Source organism: Enterobacter cloacae complex sp. (assembly GCF_900322725.1).
GTDB lineage: Bacteria > Pseudomonadota > Gammaproteobacteria > Enterobacterales > Enterobacteriaceae > Enterobacter > Enterobacter quasihormaechei.
Genome location: NZ_LT991957.1, coordinates 2,806,314 through 2,825,961 on the forward strand (window position 1 = coordinate 2,806,314; position 19,648 = coordinate 2,825,961).

20 protein-coding genes and 1 other annotated feature (1 of these 21 running past the window's edge) are annotated in these 19,648 nt (G+C 56.5%); of the genes, 14 read left to right on the top strand and 6 right to left on the bottom strand.

The genetic code is table 11. From position 1 onward, the window contains the following. The first annotated feature begins 46 nt into the window (after positions 1-46). The 3 genes from deoA to deoD all read left to right on the top strand — a co-directional run bounded on the left by deoA (position 47) and on the right by deoD (position 3,468). Positions 47-1,369: a thymidine phosphorylase gene (gene deoA / locus DBR02_RS13970; RefSeq protein ID WP_063867522.1), complete on the top strand. Its 1,323-nt coding sequence runs from the start codon at positions 47-49 to the stop codon at positions 1,367-1,369. Positions 1,370-1,422: 53 nt separating this feature from the next. Further along, the gene (gene deoB, locus DBR02_RS13975) at positions 1,423-2,646 is read left to right on the top strand and encodes a phosphopentomutase (RefSeq protein WP_063867407.1); all 1,224 of its coding nucleotides are present in this window, start codon (positions 1,423-1,425) and stop codon (positions 2,644-2,646) included. A 102-nt stretch (positions 2,647-2,748) separates the two neighbouring features. Then, complete coding sequence (gene deoD, locus DBR02_RS13980; RefSeq protein ID WP_003856538.1) at positions 2,749-3,468, top strand: purine-nucleoside phosphorylase; 720 nt, start codon at positions 2,749-2,751, stop codon at positions 3,466-3,468. A gap of 85 nt (positions 3,469-3,553) precedes the next feature. Here the strand turns inward: deoD and lplA are convergent, their stop codons facing one another. After that, positions 3,554-4,570: a lipoate--protein ligase LplA gene (gene lplA / locus DBR02_RS26595; RefSeq protein ID WP_139158015.1), complete on the bottom strand. Its 1,017-nt coding sequence runs from the start codon at positions 4,568-4,570 to the stop codon at positions 3,554-3,556. A gap of 39 nt (positions 4,571-4,609) precedes the next feature. Next, a complete protein-coding gene (locus tag DBR02_RS26600; RefSeq protein ID WP_064910148.1) occupies positions 4,610-5,254 on the bottom strand; it encodes a YtjB family periplasmic protein in 645 nt (214 codons plus the stop codon). A gap of 117 nt (positions 5,255-5,371) precedes the next feature. On the opposite strand from DBR02_RS26600, the gene serB reads away from it, so the two are divergent. The 4 genes from serB (at position 5,372) to DBR02_RS14005 (ending at position 10,154) form a co-directional block, all read left to right on the top strand. After that, positions 5,372-6,340 carry a phosphoserine phosphatase gene (gene serB / locus DBR02_RS13990; protein ID WP_107534658.1) on the top strand — a complete coding sequence of 323 codons (969 nt, stop codon included), beginning with the start codon at positions 5,372-5,374 and terminating at the stop codon, positions 6,338-6,340. Positions 6,341-6,414: 74 nt separating this feature from the next. After that, on the top strand, positions 6,415-7,800 hold the full coding sequence (gene radA / locus DBR02_RS13995) for a DNA repair protein RadA (RefSeq protein ID WP_003856523.1): 1,386 nt from the start codon (positions 6,415-6,417) through the stop codon (positions 7,798-7,800). Positions 7,801-7,835: 35 nt separating this feature from the next. Beyond that, positions 7,836-9,068, top strand: coding sequence for a multifunctional transcriptional regulator/nicotinamide-nucleotide adenylyltransferase/ribosylnicotinamide kinase NadR (gene nadR / locus DBR02_RS14000; protein WP_063867411.1), 1,233 nt, complete (start codon positions 7,836-7,838; stop codon positions 9,066-9,068). Between the two features lie 186 nt (positions 9,069-9,254). Next, on the top strand, positions 9,255-10,154 hold the full coding sequence (locus DBR02_RS14005; RefSeq protein WP_063867412.1) for a LysR family transcriptional regulator: 900 nt from the start codon (positions 9,255-9,257) through the stop codon (positions 10,152-10,154). A gap of 94 nt (positions 10,155-10,248) precedes the next feature. Here the strand turns inward: DBR02_RS14005 and ettA are convergent, their stop codons facing one another. Continuing rightward, entirely contained in the window at positions 10,249-11,916 is a 1,668-nt protein-coding gene (gene ettA, locus DBR02_RS14010) for an energy-dependent translational throttle protein EttA (protein ID WP_006810191.1), read from the bottom strand. Between the two features lie 226 nt (positions 11,917-12,142). Here ettA and sltY point away from each other — a divergent pair, with 226 nt between their 5' ends. Then, positions 12,143-14,080 carry a murein transglycosylase gene (gene sltY / locus DBR02_RS14020; RefSeq protein ID WP_107534659.1) on the top strand — a complete coding sequence of 646 codons (1,938 nt, stop codon included), beginning with the start codon at positions 12,143-12,145 and terminating at the stop codon, positions 14,078-14,080. A gap of 55 nt (positions 14,081-14,135) precedes the next feature. Then, positions 14,136-14,465, top strand: coding sequence for a trp operon repressor (gene trpR, locus DBR02_RS14025; RefSeq protein ID WP_010427104.1), 330 nt, complete (start codon positions 14,136-14,138; stop codon positions 14,463-14,465). 27 nt (positions 14,466-14,492) lie between these two features. On the opposite strand, the gene yjjX is transcribed toward trpR, so the two are convergent. Beyond that, complete coding sequence (gene yjjX / locus DBR02_RS14030; protein WP_107534660.1) at positions 14,493-15,008, bottom strand: inosine/xanthosine triphosphatase; 516 nt, start codon at positions 15,006-15,008, stop codon at positions 14,493-14,495. A gap of 47 nt (positions 15,009-15,055) precedes the next feature. Here yjjX and gpmB point away from each other — a divergent pair, with 47 nt between their 5' ends. Next, positions 15,056-15,703, top strand: a complete 648-nt coding sequence (gene gpmB, locus DBR02_RS14035) for a 2,3-diphosphoglycerate-dependent phosphoglycerate mutase GpmB (protein WP_063867415.1) — start codon at positions 15,056-15,058, stop codon at positions 15,701-15,703. On the opposite strand, the gene robA is transcribed toward gpmB, so the two are convergent. Then, complete coding sequence (gene robA / locus DBR02_RS14040; RefSeq protein WP_063450712.1) at positions 15,700-16,569, bottom strand: MDR efflux pump AcrAB transcriptional activator RobA; 870 nt, start codon at positions 16,567-16,569, stop codon at positions 15,700-15,702. The genes gpmB and robA overlap by 4 nt on opposite strands. 215 nt (positions 16,570-16,784) lie before the next feature. On the opposite strand from robA, the gene creA reads away from it, so the two are divergent. Continuing rightward, complete coding sequence (gene creA / locus DBR02_RS14045; RefSeq protein ID WP_063450711.1) at positions 16,785-17,255, top strand: protein CreA; 471 nt, start codon at positions 16,785-16,787, stop codon at positions 17,253-17,255. 49 nt (positions 17,256-17,304) lie between these two features. Here the strand turns inward: creA and arcA are convergent, their stop codons facing one another. After that, on the bottom strand, positions 17,305-18,021 hold the full coding sequence (gene arcA / locus DBR02_RS14050) for a two-component system response regulator ArcA (RefSeq protein WP_003856501.1): 717 nt from the start codon (positions 18,019-18,021) through the stop codon (positions 17,305-17,307). Between the two features lie 95 nt (positions 18,022-18,116). On the opposite strand from arcA, the gene yjjY reads away from it, so the two are divergent. The 3 genes from yjjY to thrL all read left to right on the top strand — a co-directional run bounded on the left by yjjY (position 18,117) and on the right by thrL (position 19,623). Continuing rightward, on the top strand, positions 18,117-18,257 hold the full coding sequence (gene yjjY, locus DBR02_RS14055) for a protein YjjY (RefSeq protein WP_001541509.1): 141 nt from the start codon (positions 18,117-18,119) through the stop codon (positions 18,255-18,257). 399 nt (positions 18,258-18,656) lie between these two features. Then, entirely contained in the window at positions 18,657-19,343 is a 687-nt protein-coding gene (locus DBR02_RS14060; RefSeq protein ID WP_107534661.1) for a tRNA/rRNA methyltransferase, read from the top strand. Positions 19,344-19,554: 211 nt separating this feature from the next. Beyond that, entirely contained in the window at positions 19,555-19,623 is a 69-nt protein-coding gene (thrL, locus tag DBR02_RS14065; protein WP_072039575.1) for a thr operon leader peptide, read from the top strand. Beyond that, positions 19,562-19,648 (top strand) — a sequence feature (Thr leader region); it runs 31 nt beyond the window's last position. It overlaps the preceding gene by 62 nt.

The window sequence follows — 19,648 nt, forward strand, 5'->3', positions numbered from 1 at the left end:
GTAAGTGTACCCGCCACAACTCCCCCGATTCCGCATGGAGGTTACCGTGTTTCTCGCACAAGAAATTATTCGTAAAAAACGTGATGGTCTTGCTTTAAGCGACGAAGAGATCCGCTTCTTCATCAACGGCATTCGTGACAACACCGTCTCAGAAGGGCAGATTGCTGCTCTGGCGATGACCATTTTCTTCCACGATATGTCGATGCCTGAGCGCGTGTCGCTGACCATGGCGATGCGAGATTCAGGAACCGTTCTGGACTGGAAAAGCCTTAACCTCAACGGCCCGATTGTGGACAAACACTCCACCGGCGGCGTGGGGGATGTGACTTCGCTGATGCTCGGCCCTATGGTGGCAGCCTGCGGCGGTTACGTTCCCATGATCTCCGGGCGCGGCCTGGGCCACACCGGCGGTACGCTCGACAAACTGGAAGCCATTCCGGGCTTCGATATCTTCCCGGATGACAATCGCTTCCGCGAGATTATTAAAGACGTTGGCGTGGCGATTATCGGCCAGACCAGCTCTCTTGCGCCGGCAGACAAGCGTTTTTACGCGACGCGCGATATTACCGCCACCGTAGACTCCATTCCGCTGATCACCGCCTCTATCCTCGCCAAAAAGCTGGCGGAAGGGCTGGACGCGCTGGTGATGGACGTGAAGGTGGGCAGCGGCGCGTTTATGCCGACCTATGAACTCTCTGCTCAGCTTGCCGAAGCGATCGTTGGCGTCTCCAACGGCGCAGGCGTGCGCACCACCGCGCTGCTGACCGACATGAACCAGGTGCTGGCCTCCAGCGCCGGTAACGCGGTTGAAGTGCGCGAGGCCGTGCAGTTCCTGACGGGTGAATACCGCAACCCGCGCCTGTTCGACGTCACCATGGCGCTGTGCGTGGAGATGCTGATTTCCGGCAAGCTGGCCAAAGACGATGCGGAAGCCCGTGCGAAGCTTCAGGCGGTGCTGGACAACGGCAAAGCGGCGGAGATCTTTGGCCGTATGGTGGCGGCGCAGAAAGGCCCGACCGACTTCGTGGAAAATTATGCGAAATACCTGCCAACCGCGATGCTCAGCAAGGCGGTCTACGCGGACAGCGAAGGCTTTGTCTCCGCCATGGACACCCGCGCGCTCGGCATGGCTGTTGTGTCTATGGGCGGCGGTCGTCGTCAGGCATCGGACACCATTGATTACAGCGTCGGCTTTACCGATATGGCCCGTCTGGGCGACAGCGTTGACGGTCAACGTCCGCTGGCGGTGATCCACGCGAAGGACGAAGCCAGCTGGCAGGACGCGGCGAAAGCGGTGAAAGCGGCAATATCTCTTGACGATAAAGCACCGGAAACCACACCGACGGTCTATCGTCGTATCACTGAATAGCGGTATACTGATCTGATCGCATTTTTATGAAGCACTAAGTACGGAGAACAATTATGAAACGTGCATTTATTATGGTGCTGGACTCATTCGGCATCGGCGCAACCGAAGATGCAGAACGTTTTGGTGACGTGGGTTCCGATACCCTGGGTCACATCGCGGAAGCCTGTGCAAAAGGCGAAGCGGATAACGGTCGTAAAGGCCCTCTGAACCTGCCAAATCTGACCCGCCTCGGGCTGGTAAAAGCGCATGAAGGCTCTACCGGTAAAATCGCAGCCGGTATGGACGGTAACGCGGAAGTAGTTGGCGCCTACGCCTGGGCGCACGAGCTCTCTTCCGGGAAAGATACCCCGTCCGGCCACTGGGAAATCGCCGGTGTGCCGGTGCTGTTCGACTGGGGTTACTTCTCCGATCACGAGAACAGCTTCCCGCAGGAGCTGCTCGATAAGCTGGTGAAGCGCGCCAACCTGCCGGGCTACCTCGGTAACTGCCACTCTTCCGGTACCGTGATTCTGGATCAGCTCGGCGAAGAGCACATGAAAACCGGCAAGCCGATTTTCTACACCTCTGCTGACTCCGTGTTCCAGATTGCCTGCCACGAAGAGACGTTTGGCCTGGATAAACTCTATGAACTGTGCGAAATCGCCCGTGAAGAGCTGACCGAAGGCGGCTACAACATTGGCCGCGTGATCGCACGTCCGTTTATCGGAGACAAAGCGGGTAACTTCCAGCGTACCGGTAACCGTCACGACCTGGCCGTTGAGCCACCGGCACCTACCGTGCTGCAAAAGCTCGTCGACGAGAAAGGCGGTCAGGTCGTTTCCGTCGGTAAAATCGCGGACATTTACGCCAACTGCGGCATTACCAAAAAGGTCAAAGCGACCGGTCTGGATGCGCTGTTCGACGCTACCATCAAAGAGATGAAAGAGGCGGGTGATAAGACCATTGTCTTCACCAACTTCGTGGACTTCGACTCCTCCTGGGGCCACCGTCGCGATGTAGCAGGTTACGCGGCAGGGCTGGAGCTGTTCGACCGCCGTCTGCCAGAGCTGATGGAGCTGGTGGGGGAAGATGACATTCTGATCCTGACCGCCGACCACGGCTGTGACCCAACCTGGACCGGTACCGACCACACCCGCGAGCACATTCCGGTGCTGGTGTACGGCCCGAAAGTAAAACCGGGTTCGCTGGGGCACCGTGAAACCTTCGCGGACATCGGCCAGACGATTGCGAAATACTTTGGTACGTCTGACATGGAATATGGCAAGGCTATGTTCTGATGTCATTGCCGGGTGGCGGCTGCGCCTTACCCGGCCTACAAAACCGTAGGCCCGGTAAGCGAAGCGCCACCGGGCAAAAAAACAAATGAAAAGGAACTGAAGATGGCAACTCCTCACATTAATGCAGAAATGGGTGATTTCGCTGACGTCGTATTGATGCCTGGCGACCCGCTGCGCGCGAAGCACATTGCAGAAACTTTCCTCGAAGACGTGCGTGAAGTGAACAACGTGCGCGGTATGCTGGGCTTCACCGGTACCTATAAAGGCCGCAAGATCTCCGTTATGGGCCACGGTATGGGTATCCCGTCCTGCTCCATCTACACCAAAGAGCTGATCACCGATTTCGGCGTGAAGAAAATCATCCGCGTTGGCTCCTGCGGTGCGGTGCGTATGGACGTTAAGCTGCGTGACGTGGTGATCGGCATGGGCGCGTGTACCGACTCTAAAGTTAACCGCATCCGCTTTAAGGATCACGATTTTGCGGCAATCGCCGACTTCGACATGGTGCGTAACGCGGTTGACGCGGCAAAAGCACTGGGCGTCGATGCGCGCGTGGGTAACCTGTTCTCTGCCGATCTGTTCTACTCGCCAGAAGGCGACATGTTCGACGTGATGGAAAAATACGGCATCCTGGGCGTAGAAATGGAAGCGGCCGGTATCTACGGCGTGGCGGCTGAGTTTGGTGCGAAAGCGCTGACCATCTGCACCGTGTCTGACCACATCCGTACCCACGAGCAGACCACCGCTGCCGAGCGTCAGACCACCTTCAACGACATGATCAAAATCGCGCTGGAATCCGTTCTGCTGGGCGATAAAGAGTAAAAGCTGTTGTGCCGGGTGGCGGCTTCGCCTGACCCGGCCTACGGTTTTCAAGACCCGCTAAGCGCAGCGCCAGCGGGCCTTTTTACTAGCGTACTGCCTGCGCAATCCACGCCGATAAGTCCCGCAACTCTTGTTCCTGTTCCGGAAAATCAACAAGTAACGCGTCACACTCCTGTTGCAGCATATCCGCCCGATACAAACAGCCCTGCAAACGTGCCGCCAGTGCCTCCAGCGGTGCCGGGTTCAGGCTATCGGTAAACACCTGCGTACGGGTGATATGGCCTTTTTCCACGTCAAAGTGCAGCTCGACGCCGCCCCAGGTGAAGCGCTCGTCCAGCAGGTGTGAAAACGCCGGTGCCTGGCCGAAGTTCCACTCCCAGCTGCTCTGGCGGGCAAAGGTTTCAGCGAAGTTGGGCAGGTCGGGGGTCTTATCGGGGGAGATCACTTCCGCCTCCACGCGCTCGCCGTAATGCTCAAAGAAGGCTTCACGGATCGCATCGCAAATTTGCTCGTGGGTAATGCCCGGCAGCAGTTCCACCAGATTCGTCACGCGACCGCGTACGGAGGTGATCCCTTTCGCCTGGAGCTTTTTCTTGTCCGGGTTGAGGTAGTTCGCCAGACGGCTCAGGTCGGCGTTCAGCAGGAGGGTACCGTGGTGGAATCCGCGATCCAGGGTCTCGCGGTAGGCGGAGCCTGACACTTTCCGGTCGCCCTCGGGCGTTTTCACGACCAGATCGTTACGTCCGGAGGCTTCGGCCTTCACGCCGAGCGAATTGAGCGCGTTGAGGACAATGGAGGTCGAGATGGTTTTATCGTATTCCGGCTTGCCCGCCATAAAGGTAAAGCAGGTATTGCCCAGATCGTGAAACACCGCGCCGCCGCCGCTGCTGCGGCGCGCCAGGCGGACGTTGTCCTCTTCCATACGGCGGGTGTTACACTCTTTCCACGGGTTTTGCGCGCGGCCAATGACGACCGTATCGGCGTTGCGCCAGAGAAACAGCACGCGCTGAGTGGCGGGCATCTGGCGGAAGATGCACTCTTCCACCGCCAGGTTAAACCAGGGATCGTAAGAGTCAGAGATAAGCAGGCGTAACGTCGTCATGGCAGAGTTCCTTTTCCGAATCATCTGCCTACTTTATCACTATTCTTTCTTCTCGCTCTCTTCCTCTTCGGGAACCGGCTTGCTGGCGGTTAGCAGGAACGGCGACTGCTGCCAGCGGGTACGTTTGCCTTGCAGCAGCGTACGCGCCAGTACCACGCCAATCGCCAGCGAGAGGAGCAGCATCAAGCGCAAAATATTGGTGGTGTTATCCACCTGTTTGGCTTCGGTTGGCAGGGTGTGGGTATCGAGCGTCAGGCGTAAATAGCCGAGCGGACCATTTTTGCCCTCAATAGGTTCGACGATTTGCTGATTGAAATAACCGCCGGCTTTTTTGCCGTCCAGCGCCAGCCTGTCGCGCACGTCGACATGCTCACCCGCGCGGGCAATCAGGTCGCCCTGTTCATCGTACACGCCTGCGTCCAGAATACGGCTGTTTTCCGTGAGCTGGCGCAATACCTGGGCTATCCGCTTGTCGTCCGGCGTTTCGGTGCGCATAGACGGCGCGACGTTAAGCGTCACCTGGCGCGCCAGCGTGCGGGCCAGCTCTTCAAACTGCGGATTACGTTGCCGTTGGTGATTCTGGCTAAACCAGGATGCCCCCTGCATCAGCGCCACTAACAGGGCGAGACAGATCAGGACAATCACGGCGCGATGAAGCCGGAATTTCAGTTTTGCGCGAGCCATATTCCACCTGCTGAAAATTTACGGCTTAATGTTGCCAGAAGTGATGGTTACAGGGTAGCCTCATGCGTTATTTTCCCTCTGGAACCTTCCGGCGCGAACGAAATTACAGGAGCTTCAATGCCGAACATTACCTGGTGCGACCTGCCAACGGATGTCTCTTTATGGCCAGGATTGCCGCTCTCGTTAAGTGGCGATGAGGTGATGCCCCTCGATTACCACGCTGGCCGTAGCGGCTGGCTGCTGTACGGACGCGGCCTGGATAAGCAACGCCTGACCCAGTATCAAACCAAACTGGGCGCAGCGATGGTCATCGTTGCGGCCTGGTGCGTGGAAGATTATCAGGTCATTCGCCTCGCGGGTTCCCTGACGCAGCGCGCCACGCGCCTGGCGCACGATGCCGGGCTGGACGTTGCCCCGCTCGGCAAGATCCCGCACCTGAAAACGCCGGGCCTGCTGGTGATGGACATGGACTCTACCGCCATTCAGATCGAATGTATCGACGAGATCGCTAAACTGGCGGGCAGCGGCGAGCTGGTGGCGGACGTCACCGAGCGCGCGATGCGCGGCGAGCTGGATTTCACCGCCAGCCTGAGACAACGCGTGGCGACCCTGAAGGGAGCCGATGCGAACATTTTGCGTCAGGTGCGCGATGAACTGCCCCTGATGCCGGGGCTGACGCAGCTGGTGCTCAAGCTGGAGACGCTCGGCTGGAAAGTGGCGATTGCCTCCGGTGGGTTCACCTTCTTTGCCGATTACCTGCGTGACAAGCTGCGTCTGACCACCGTGGTGGCAAACGAGCTGGAGATCATGGACGGCAAGCTGACCGGTCAGGTCATCGGCGACATCGTGGATGCGCAGTACAAAGCCAGTACGCTGACGCGTCTGGCTGAAAAATATGACGTTCCGGTCGAGCAGACCGTCGCCATCGGCGATGGCGCGAACGATCTGCCGATGATCAAAGCTGCCGGTCTGGGTATTGCCTACCACGCCAAGCCAAAAGTGAATGAAAAGACGGAAGTCACTATTCGTCACGCTGACCTGATGGGGGTGTTCTGCATTCTCTCCGGCAGCATCAACCAGAAATAACGGTCTGCGCTGTAGGCCGGGTAAGCGTTAGCGCCACCCGGCACGCAGGCCGCACAGAAATAACGAGGTAAACCGTGGCGAAAGCTCCAAAACGCGCATTTGTCTGTAATGAATGTGGTGCGGATTATCCGCGCTGGCAGGGGCAATGCAGCGCCTGTCATGCCTGGAACACCATCACCGAAGTGCGTGGTGTGGCGGCTTCGCCGAGCGTGGCCCGCAATGAACGGCTGAGCGGCTATGCGGGCAATGCAGGCGTGTCGAAGGTACAAAAACTTTCGGATATCAGCCTTGAGGCGCTGCCGCGCTTCTCAACCGGATTCAAAGAATTTGACCGCGTGCTCGGCGGCGGCGTGGTGCCGGGCAGCGCGATTCTGATCGGCGGTAACCCGGGCGCGGGCAAATCGACCCTGCTGCTGCAAACGCTCTGCAAGCTCGCCGAACAGATGAAAACCCTGTACGTGACGGGTGAAGAATCCCTCCAGCAGGTGGCGATGCGCGCTCACCGTCTCGGCCTGCCGACCGGTAACCTGAATATGCTGTCGGAAACTAGCATCGAGCAGATCTGCATGATCGCCGAAGAAGAGCAGCCGAAGCTGATGGTGATCGACTCCATCCAGGTGATGCACATGGCGGACATTCAGTCCTCGCCGGGCAGCGTGGCGCAGGTGCGTGAAACGGCTGCGTATTTAACGCGCTTTGCCAAAACGCGCGGCGTGGCGATTGTGATGGTCGGCCACGTCACCAAAGACGGCTCGCTGGCGGGTCCGAAGGTGCTGGAGCACTGTATCGACTGCTCGGTGATGCTCGACGGCGATGCGGACTCCCGCTTCCGTACCCTGCGCAGCCACAAAAACCGCTTCGGCGCGGTGAATGAGCTGGGCGTTTTTGCCATGACCGAGCAGGGGCTTCGCGAAGTCAGCAACCCGTCGGCCATCTTCCTGAGCCGTGGCGACGAGATTACGTCCGGGAGTTCGGTGATGGTGCTGTGGGAGGGGACGCGTCCGCTGCTCGTCGAAATTCAGGCGCTGGTGGATCACTCGATGATGGGCAACCCACGGCGCGTGGCGGTCGGTCTGGAACAGAACCGCCTGGCGATCCTGCTGGCGGTGCTGCACCGTCACGGCGGCCTGCAAATGGCGGATCAGGATGTGTTCGTCAACGTGGTGGGTGGCGTGAAGGTGACCGAAACCAGCGCGGACCTGGCGCTGCTGCTGGCGATGGTCTCCAGCCTGCGCGACAGGCCACTGCCGCAGGATCTGGTGGTGTTTGGCGAAGTGGGGCTGGCGGGCGAAATTCGCCCGGTGCCGAGCGGACAGGAGCGTATCTCCGAAGCGGCAAAACACGGCTTCCGCCGCGCGATTGTTCCGGCCGCCAACGTGCCGAAAAAAATCCCGGAAGGGATGCAGGTTTTTGGCGTTAAAAAACTCGCAGATGCGTTAAATGTCTTTGACGACTTATAATTACGTATTCGATTTTGCAGGAGGCACCGTAATTTATGTCATCATTTGACTACATCAAGACCGCGATCCGCCAGAAGGGCTGCACGTTGCAGCAGGTGGCGGACGCCAGCGGCATGACCAAGGGCTACCTGAGCCAACTGCTGAACGCCAAAATCAAAAGCCCCAGCGCGCAGAAGCTTGAAGCGCTGCACCGTTTTCTGGGGCTTGAATTTCCGCGGATGCAAAAGAATATAGGCGTGGTGTTCGGCAAGTTCTACCCGCTGCATACCGGGCATATCTATCTGATCCAGCGCGCCTGTAGCCAGGTCGACGAGCTGCATATCATCATGGGTTACGACGAAACCCGCGATCGCCAGCTGTTTGAAGACAGCGCCATGTCGCAGCAGCCCACGGTGCCGGACCGCCTGCGCTGGCTGCTTCAGACGTTTAAGTATCAGAAAAATATCCGCATTCATGCCTTTAATGAAGAGGGCATGGAGCCGTATCCGCACGGTTGGGACGTGTGGAGCAACGGCGTCAAAGCGTTTATGGAAGAGAAGGGCATTACGCCTAACTGGATCTACACCTCTGAAGAGTCCGACGCGCCGCAGTTCCGCGAGCATCTGGGCATCGAGACGGTGCTGATCGATCCTAAACGCACCTTTATGAACATCAGCGGGGCGCAGATCCGCGAGAACCCGTTCCGTTACTGGGACTACATCCCGACCGAGGTGAAGCCGTTCTTCGTGCGTACGGTGGCGATCCTTGGCGGCGAGTCGAGCGGCAAATCGACGCTGGTCAATAAGCTGGCGAATATCTTCAACACCACCAGCGCGTGGGAGTATGGCCGCGATTATGTCTTCTCACACCTCGGCGGTGACGAGATGGCATTGCAGTATTCCGACTACGATAAAATTGCGCTGGGGCACGCCCAGTACATTGATTTTGCGGTGAAATACGCCAACAAAGTCGCGTTTATTGATACTGATTTCGTCACCACACAGGCGTTCTGTAAAAAGTACGAAGGACGCGAGCACCCGTTTGTGCAGGCGCTGATTGACGAATATCGCTTTGACCTGGTGATCCTGCTGGAAAACAACACGCCGTGGGTGGCCGACGGCATGCGCAGCCTGGGCAGCTCGGTAGACAGGCGCGAGTTCCAGACCATGCTGGTTGAGATGCTTAACGAAAACAACGTTGAGTTTGTGCATGTGGAAGAGTCGGATTATGACACCCGCTTCCTGCGCTGCGTCGAGCTGGTGAAGGAGATGATGGGGGAGCAGGGTTAGGGTGAGGAGAATTATCCACTCAGAACTCAACCACTACCTCCCCACGCATATACCCCTGCGGCGCAATCATTTTACTGACCTGTGCTCCTCGATGAAATGCGTCTTGTTGAGGCTAGTCTGGTAAGGGGTCAGCTGCGTGATAAGATGGACAATCCAGAGCTCACCGTTCGCACGGGGTGAACAATCATGTTTAAACAGCTTCAGGATATGGCGCTGTTTGCGCTGGTGGCAGAAATGGGCAGCTTTACCGCGGCGGCGCTGAAAGCTGAGCTGCCGAAATCCAGCGTCAGCCAGCGCATCAGCCAGCTTGAACAACAGGTGGGGATCCGTCTGCTGAATCGCACCACGCGCAGGATCAGCCTGACGTTCGCGGGCGAGCACTATCTGGTGCACTGTCGCGAGATGCTGGCGGCCAGCGAGCGGGCGGAGTATGCCATTCAGCGCCTGCGCGAAAACCCCAGCGGACGGCTGCGTATTACGTGTCCGGCGGGGATTGGCGCGACCCTGCTGGCGCATATGAATGCCGAGTTCCAGCTTCGCTATCCTGACGTTTCGCTCGATGTCTCAATTTCAGATGATGTCCTCGATCTGGTGGAGTCGGGTTTCGACGTTGCCCTGCGAACCGGGAAACCTCAGGACTCTTCCCTGATCGGCCGCATGATAGGGCACTGTCCACGCTACATGCTGGCATCGCCCGACTATCTGGCGCGCCGGGAGCCGTTAACCCATCCCCGACAGCTGGTGGATCACCGTTGTATTACCCATAAATCCTGGGCTGAGTGGTTGTTGCAGAGCGAGAGCGAGGATTATCGCTTTCTGCCGGATAACGCCCATCTGACGGATAACCTGGTGTACGCCCGCGAATGCGCGATTGCCGGAGCGGGGATCACGCTGTTACCCGCATTCCTGCTGGAAGACAAAATCGAAAGGGGCGCGCTGGTGAAAGTGCTGCCGGAGTGGAGCGTTGAGGGAAACGATCTGTGGCTGGCCTATCCGAGCCGTAAGCTCAATTCGCCCGCGCTGATGAGCTATATCGAGTTTGCGATGCAGTTTGACGAGGTGAAGCGGTATTACGTGGGCAAATAAAAAAGCCGGGTGGCGGCTTCGCCTTACCCGGCCTACAAACAGAGCAGAACCGTAGGCCGGGTAAGCGTGAGCGCCACTCGGCTTTTTTTGGCACTTACTTAGCAATACGCTTGTACTTAATACGCTTCGGCTCCAGCGCGTCAGCGCCCAGCGTGCGTTTCTTGTACTCTTCGTATTCGGTGAAGTTACCTTCAAAGAACTCCACTTTACCTTCGTCCTGGTAGTCCAGGATGTGGGTCGCGATACGGTCAAGGAACCAGCGGTCGTGCGAGATAACCATGGCGCAGCCCGGGAACTCCAGCAGGGCGTTTTCCAGCGCGCGCAGGGTTTCGATGTCCAGGTCGTTGGTCGGTTCATCGAGCAGCAGAACGTTGCCGCCAACCTGAAGCAGTTTCGCCAGGTGCAGACGACCACGCTCACCGCCGGACAGCTCGCCCACGCGCTTGCCCTGGTCGGTGCCCTTGAAGTTAAAGCGGCCAACATAGGCGCGGCTTGGCATCTCGGTATTGCCGATACGCATGATATCCAGCCCGCCGGAGACTTCTTCCCACACGGTTTTGCTGTTGTCCATCGCGTCGCGGAACTGGTCCACGGAGGCCAGCTTAACGGTCTCACCCAGGGTGATAGAGCCGCTGTCAGGCTGCTCCTGACCGGACATCATACGGAACAGGGTCGATTTACCCGCGCCGTTCGGACCGATAATGCCCACAATCGCACCTTTCGGTACGGAGAAGGTCAGATCGTCGATCAGCAGGCGGTCGCCGTATGACTTACGCAGGTTGGTCACTTCAACCACTTTATCCCCCAGACGTGCTCCAGGCGGGATAAACAGTTCGTTGGTTTCGTTACGCTTCTGGTATTCGGTGTTGTTCAGCTCTTCGAAGCGCGCCAGACGGGCTTTGCCCTTGGACTGACGGCCTTTCGCGCCCTGACGAACCCACTCCAGTTCTTTCTCAATAGACTTACGGCGCGCCGCTTCCTGAGAAGCTTCCTGCGCCAGACGCTGATCTTTCTGCTCCAGCCAGGAGGAGTAGTTGCCTTCCCACGGAATCCCTTCACCGCGGTCCAGCTCCAGGATCCAGCCGGCGACATTGTCGAGGAAGTAACGGTCGTGGGTAATGGCCACTACGGTACCTTCGAAGTCGTGCAGGAAGCGCTCCAGCCAGGCCACGGATTCCGCATCCAGGTGGTTGGTTGGTTCGTCGAGCAGCAGCATGTCTGGTTTTTCCAGCAGCAGGCGGCACAGCGCCACGCGGCGGCGCTCACCACCGGAGAGATTCGCGATTTTTGCATCCCAGTCCGGCAGACGCAGGGCATCCGCCGCGCGCTCCAGCTGCACGTTCAGGTTGTGACCGTCGTGCGCCTGGATAATTTCCTCATATTTGCCCTGCTGAGCGGCCAGTTTGTCGAAGTCCGCATCCGGCTCGGCGTATTTGGCATACACTTCATCCAGACCTTTCAGCGCGTTAACCACCTCGGACACCGCTTCTTCAACGGATTCACGCACGGTGTGCTCCGGGTTCAGCTGAGGTTCCTGTGGCAGGTAGCCGATCTTGATGCCAGGCTGCGGACGGGCTTCACCTTCGATGTCTGTATCGATGCCGGCCATGATGCGCAGCAGGGTGGACTTACCGGCACCGTTGAGACCCAGAACACCAATTTTTGCGCCCGGGAAGAAGCTCAGCGAGATATTTTTAAGAATATGACGTTTCGGCGGGACAACTTTGCCGACACGATGCATGGTATAAACGAATTGAGCCACGTTGGACTTCGCCTCTTTTATCGTGATGAGAATGAATTTCAGCCTCGAAGTGTAGCCTTTTTCACGCCCTAATCCCAGCCAGGAACGTCGGGAGTGTTAAAACGCGCAAGAAAGGTAAAAAAGTGTCCACGACGTGGCGCGTTGTGGGATGCCTGGTTAGCATAAGTTGAGGTAACTTTGACGTGGCAAGACGCTGCAACTAACGAAAAACAATGAGGAAGAGCTTGTGGAAAAAGCCAAACGGGTGGTCTGGCGTCTGCTGGCTGCCAGCGTATGCGTAATGGCGGTAAGCCAGGCGGTGCATGCCGATTCACTGGATGAACAACGTAACCGCTATGCCCAGATTAAACAGGCATGGGACAACAAGCAGATGGATACCGTGCAGGCGCTGATGCCGACGCTGAAGGATTATCCGCTGTATCCGTACCTTGAGTATCGCCAGATCACGGACGATCTCATGAATCAACCGACCGTCACCGTGAATAACTTCATTCAGGCGAACCCGACCCTGCCGCCTGCGCGCACCCTGAAATCCCGGTTCGTGAACGAGCTGGCCCGTCGTGAAGACTGGCGCGGCCTGCTGGCCTTCAGCCCGGATAAACCGGGTGCGACGGAAGCGCAGTGTAATTACTATTATGCGAAATGGGCGACCGGTCAGCAGGAGGAAGCCTGGGCCGGGGCGAAAGATCTGTGGTTGACGGGCAAAAGCCAGCCAAACGCCTGTGACCCGCTTTTCAGCGCCTGGCGCGCCTCGGGCAAGCAGGATCCGCTCGCTTACCTGGAACGTATTCGCCTGGCAATGAAGGCCGGAAACACCCGACTGGTCAACGTGCTGGCGGGCCAGATGCCAGCGGATTATCAGACCATTGCGTCTGCCGTTATCGGTCTGGCAAACGATCCCAACACCGTGCTGACGTTTGCGCGTACCACCGGCGCGACCGATTTTACCCGTCAAATGGCGGCGGTGGCCTTTGCCAGCGTGGCGCGTGACGATGTGGAAAACGCGCGGCTGATGATCCCGCAGCTGGTGCAGGCTCAGCAGCTTAATGACGATCAAACCCAGGAGCTGCGCGACATTGTGGCGTGGCGACTGATGGGCACGGATGTCACCGACGAACAGGCGCGCTGGCGTGACGATGCGGTGATGCGTTCAAACTCCGTTTCGCTAGTGGAGCGCCGCGTGCGCATGGCGCTGGGCACGGGCGACCGCCGCGGCCTCAATACCTGGCTGGCGCGTCTGCCGATGGATGCCAAAGAGAAAGATGAGTGGCGTTACTGGCAGGCGGACCTGCTGCTGGAGCGTGGCCGTGAAGACGAAGCCAAAGATATTCTTCACTCGCTGATGCAGCAGCGTGGCTTCTACCCGATGGCGGCGGCACAGCGTCTGGGTGAGGAGTACACGCTTAAAATCGACAAAGCGCCCGCCAACGCGAACCCGGCGCTGACCCAGGGGCCAGAAATGGCCCGCGTGCGCGAGCTGATGTACTGGAATCTGGATAATACCGCGCGCAGCGAGTGGGCCAATCTGGTTACCAGCCGTACCGTCGATGAGAAGGCGCAGCTTGCCCGCTACGCGTTTGATAATCGCTGGTGGGATCTGAGCGTACAGGCGACGATCGCCGGCAAGCTGTGGGATCATCTTGAGGAGCGTTTCCCGCTGGCGTACAACGATCTCTTTGAGCGCTACACCCGCGACAAAGATATCCCGCAGAGCTACGCGATGGCGATCGCACGCCAGGAGAGCGCCTGGAACCCGAAAGTGCGTTCTCCGGTGGGGGCCAGCGGCCTGATGCAGATTATGCCGGGCACCGCGACGCACACGGTGAAGATGTTTAATATCCCGGGATACAGCAGCCCGTCCCAGCTGCTGGATCCGGATACCAACATCAACATCGGTACCAGCTACTTGCAGTATGTCTATCAGCAGTTCGGTAATAACCGCATCTTCGCGTCAGCGGCGTACAACGCAGGGCCTGGGCGCGTGCGGACGTGGCTCGGCAACAGCGCAGGGCGACTCGACGCCGTGGCGTTCGTTGAAAGCATTCCGTTCTCGGAAACGCGCGGATACGTGAAGAACGTGCTGGCGTATGACGCCTACTATCGGCACTTCATGGGGGAGAAAGATGCCCTGATGAGCGATGCCGAGTGGCAGAGACGTTACTGATCGGCGTGGGTTGTGTTATGCTGTACTCGTTAATGAGTACAAGAGGCAGCATAACATGACCCAGCATTCCCCGTATTCCTCGGCCATGGCCGAACAGCGTCATCAGGAGTGGCTTCGTTTTGTGGAGCTGCTTCGACAGTCTTACGAGCAGGATTTGCACCTACCCCTCATGCAGCTGATGCTTACGCCGGACGAGCGTGAGGCGCTGGGCACGCGCGTGCGGATTATTGAAGAGCTATTACGCGGTGAGATGAGCCAGCGCGAGCTGAAAAACGAGCTGGGCGCGGGCATCGCGACGATCACCCGTGGATCGAACAGCCTGAAGTCTGCGCCGGTTGAGCTGCGCCAGTGGCTGGAAGCGGTATTGCTGAAAAACGCCGGATGACGGCTTCGCCTTATCCGGCCAACAAACTTAACGATAAATCGCGTTATGAAACGGGCTCAGCGCCAGGATCACCGCCTGGTGATAAACGCTCGAACGGGTGAGCTTGCCGGCGGTAAAGACGCCAATCGCCCCTTCTTTACGTCCAATCTCATCAATACCGGTGTACTGTGACATCACCGGCCCGAGCGCTTCACCTGCGCGGACTTTTTCCAGAATGATCTCCGGCAGCGGCAGGGTGGCTGAACGCGCTTCGCCGCGCTGCTCGCGGCTTTCGATGACAACCCAGCTAAAGGTTGCCCCTTCGTCGATGCCCGCTTCAATCGCGACCCAGAAGTCAGCGTCGGGTGCGGCGGCTTTTGCATTCGCCACGCGATTTCGTGCGCCAGCGCGCGTTTCCTCGCTGCCAAACGGCTGTTCCGGCACGCCACTCTCGACGCCGACGGCGTCCATATGGCAGGATCCTTCGCCGAAGATCTCTTCAAATGCCCTTAGAATTGCCTGAATTTTGGCAGGATTGGTGGTAGCAGAGACAACATGGTGCATAATTAAGCTCGATTAAAAAATTCATCGCAGTATAACGGAAAAAAAGCATGTTACAGGTATACCTTGTTCGCCACGGTGAAACGCAGTGGAACGCCGAGCGACGTATTCAAGGGCAGTCAGACAGTCCTCTCACCGACAAGGGTGTGCAACAAGCGTGGCAGGTGGCGGAGCGCGCCAGAACGCTGGGCATCACTCACGTTATCTCCAGTGATTTAGGCCGCACGCAGCAGACGGCACGCATCATCGCCGATGCCTGTGGCTGTGACGTCACCCTCGAACCGCGCCTGCGCGAGCTGGATATGGGCGTGCTGGAAAAACGTCCCATCGATACGCTGACGGAAACCGAAGAGGGCTGGCGTCGCATGCTGGTGAACGGTACCGAAGATGGTCGCATCCCGGAGGGGGAATCCATGCAGGAGCTGAGCGTGCGTATGCATGCCGCGCTGGCCGAGTGCCTGAAGCTTCCGGCAGGTAGCCGTCCGCTGCTGGTGAGCCACGGTATCGCGCTGGGTTGCCTGGTGAGCACCATTCTCGGTCTGCCGGCTTACGCCGAGCGCCGTTTACGTCTGCGCAACTGTTCCATTTCCCGTATCGACTATCAGGAAAGCGCCTGGCTGGCATCGGGGTGGGTGGTTGAAACGGCAGGGGACATTTCGCATCTTGATGCCCCTGCACTGGACGAATTACAGCGTTAACGACGTACCGGAATCAGGAATTCCATACGCAGATTGATAGGGCCTTCTTCCGGTTTAGCATCCTGTGCCGGATAGTAGCGCTCAATGTCCTGACCTTTACGGCGATTCAGATTCAGCATCGGCATGCAGGTCCCGTAAACGGTCAGGATGAACTCCTGAACGCCCGTTCCTAACCCTTCGTATGAGAACATTACATATTCGCCGCCTTCCAGCACGACAGGCTGCGAGCCATGAATGTACCCGTTCGCCATGTCAGGCGTGAGCGCCGTGGTATAAAACACCTCCTGCTCGTCGTCTTTTTCCTGGCTTGGATGCGTTTCGTTCAGGCCATACAGAATCGGCGGGATCGCCGGCGCGTGGCTTAAAAATTCGCGCCAGAACTGAACGCGCATCTGATGGCGGAACTCGGAGATCTGCTCCAGGGAGCAGGAGTAGCTCTGGGTGGTGCCGACCAGGTGCGTTTCCGGCAGGGTGATGATTTCATATTTTGGCATCGCAAATTCGCCCAGACGCAGCGGCGGACGCATACCAAAGGAGCTCCAGTCAGGCGAGCGGCGATAAAGCGCTGGCGTTAACGAGAACTGTTTCTTAAAGGCGCGGGTAAAGGTTTGCTGTGAATCGAAGCGATATTGCAGGGCAATATCGAGGATGGGCCGCGCGGTCAGGCGCAACGCAACAGCAGACTTTGATAACCGACGTGCACGAATATAGGCACCGATAGCATGACCGGTGACATCCTTGAACATCCTTTGCAGATGCCACTTGGAATAGCCTGCTTTTGCCGCCACATTATCCAGTGACAATGGCTGGTCGAGATGACCTTCCAGCCAGGTGAGCAGGTCGCGAATAATTCCAGCCTGATCCATATACTATCCTCATCCTTAAAACTGCCGCAGGTGCCTGTTTACAGGTTAGCGGATAATAGCATTTTTTGACGTTTTAGCATTCAGTGTTTTTTTTGCGCATAAATGCTTTTTGTAGGGGTTTATGTGCGGATATATTCTAATCCTGTGATCTTGCTACATTTTTAGCTAACGTGTTGAATAATCGCTCAGCGTAATTTTTTATGAATGGTAACAATATGAAATACAAGGCTTTACTCTTTACGGCGTTGGTACTCATGGCGGGAAGCGCAGCGCAGGCTGAACAGGTGGGCTCTGTGGATACCGTGTTCAAAATGTTTGGGCCGGACCACAAAATTGTGGTGGAGGCCTTTGACGATCCGGATGTTAAAAACGTCACCTGCTATGTCAGCCGGGCAAAGACGGGCGGGATTAAAGGCGGACTGGGGCTGGCTGAGGATACGTCTGACGCGGCCATTTCCTGCCAGCAGGTCGGCCCGGTTGAATTGAGCGACAAAATCAAAAACGGCAAAGCGCAGGGCGACGTCGTATTCCAGAAACGGACCTCGCTGGTGTTCAAAAAGCTACAGGTGGTGCGTTTCTACGATGCGAAACGCAACACGTTAGCTTATCTGGCTTATTCCGACAAAGTCGTGGAAGGTTCACCGAAAAACGCGATCAGCGCGGTGCCCATTATGCCGTGGCATTGATAAAAAAAACGGCGCAAATGCGCCGTTTTTTACTGCGTGACGTGACGGATTATTCCTGTAGGTCACCGCAGAAACGATAGCCTTCACCATGGATCGTGGCGATGATTTCCGGCGTATCAGGCGTAGATTCGAAATGTTTACGAATACGACGGATGGTAACGTCAACGGTACGATCGTGTGGCTTCAACTCACGACCGGTCATTTTCTTCAGCAGTTCTGCACGGGACTGGATCTTGCCCGGGTTTTCGCAGAAGTGCAGCATCGCGCGGAATTCACTGCGCGGCAGTTTATACTGCTCACCGTTCGGGCTAATCAGCGAACGGCTATTGATATCAAGTTCCCAGCCGTTGAATTTGTAGCTGTCGACGCTACGACGCTCTTCACTGACCGTACCCAGATTCATGGTGCGGGACAGCAGGTTGCGTGCACGAATGGTTAACTCGCGTGGATTAAACGGCTTGGTGATGTAGTCGTCCGCGCCGATTTCCAGACCAAGAATTTTATCAACCTCGTTGTCACGGCCTGTCAGGAACATCAACGCGACGTTCGCCTGTTCACGCAACTCGCGCGCCAGAAGAAGGCCGTTTTTGCCCGGCAGGTTGATATCCATAATCACCAGGTTGATATCATTTTCAGAAAGGATCTGATGCATCTCTGCGCCATCGGTCGCTTCAAAGACATCGTAGCCTTCTGCTTCGAAAATGCTCTTTAACGTGTTGCGTGTTACCAACTCGTCTTCAACGATAAGAATGTGCGGGGTCTGCATGTTTGCTACCTAAATTGCCAACTAAATCGAAACAGGAAGTACAAAAGTCCCTGACCTGCCTGATGCATGTCGCAAATTAACATGATCGGCCTAACGTGACTAAAGTACGTAATTGCGTTCTTGATGCACTTTCCATCAACGTCAACAACATCATTAGCTTGGTCGTGGGTACTTTCCCTCTGGACCCGACAGTGTCAAAAACGGCTGTCATCCTAACCATTTTAACAGCAACATAACAGGCTAAGTGACACCGGACACCCAATAAAACTACGCTTCGTTGACATATATCAAGTTCAATTGTAGCACGTTAACAGTTTGATGAAATCATCGTAGCTGAATGCTAGCCTTTGTCACAATTTTTCAATAAACCAACTAGTTGCGGACATTGATTGATAAACGATACGAATCCAATCAGAAAAGAGTATTCATATAGTCATTATCATTACAAAACATAAGGATAATAGACTTCTGTTAACATTCTAACTGATTGTTCAGTCACAAAATAGTTTAGCTTTTTTTAATTGTTATGAAACGCTATTTCGGTGATTTGTGTTGCAAAATTGTAAATTCGTGCTGCGTAATATGTTGAAGTGAATCACATTTTTACCTGCTAACTGATTAAAAAGAGAGCATAAATGCATCTGTCGATTGTGCTGGTGGCACCAGCAAGAGCTGAAAATATTGGCGCTGCGGCGCGTGCCATGAAGACCATGGGTTTTACCGATTTGCGTATCGTGGACAGCAAGGCGCATCTGGAACCTGCCGCACGGTGGGTGGCGCACGGTTCGGGTGATATTCTCGATAATATAAACACTTACGCGACGCTCGCTGACGCCCTGCACGATATTTCGTTTACCGTCGCGACCACCGCGCGCAGCCGGGCGAAGTTTCACTATTACGCCACGCCTGCTGAACTGGTGCCCATGCTGGAAGAAAAAAGCCAGTGGCTGGAGAAAGCCGCGCTGGTGTTTGGGCGCGAAGATTCGGGGCTGACGAATGAAGAGCTGGAGCTGGCTGACGTGCTGACGGGCGCGCCGATGGTGGCGGATTATCCGTCACTTAATCTGGGCCAGGCGGTGATGGTTTACTGCTATCAATTAGCATCCTTAATACAAATTTCTCAGCCACCGGTGACGGCAACGGATGAAAACCAGCTGGCGGCCCTGCGCGTTCGCGCTGACAAACTGCTTATGCAGCTGGGCGTGGCTGACGATCGGAAAATGGTGGACTGGTTGCAGCAGCGCCTGGGACGTCTTGAACAGCGCGACACGGCAATGCTGCACCGATTGCTCCATGATATTGAAAAAAAATTAGCCGAGTAAAATGCTGTCATAAGTTTTTAATATGGCCGATCTCGCTGATAACTGGGGTTGCATATGGGGTATTCGGATGAAAATAAATCTGCTCGCAGCGGGACGTGAGAATGTCCCGAATTGTGATCAAAGTAAAAATTCATTGACTTAAGGTGCCCGATCCTTTAACCCTAAAAGAATAGAGCACAGACAGATAATAATGACAGAGTACACAACATCCATGAAACGCATCAGCATCACCACCATTACTACAACCACCATCATTACCACAGGTAACGATGCGGGCTGACGCGTACAGGAAAAACAGAAAAAAG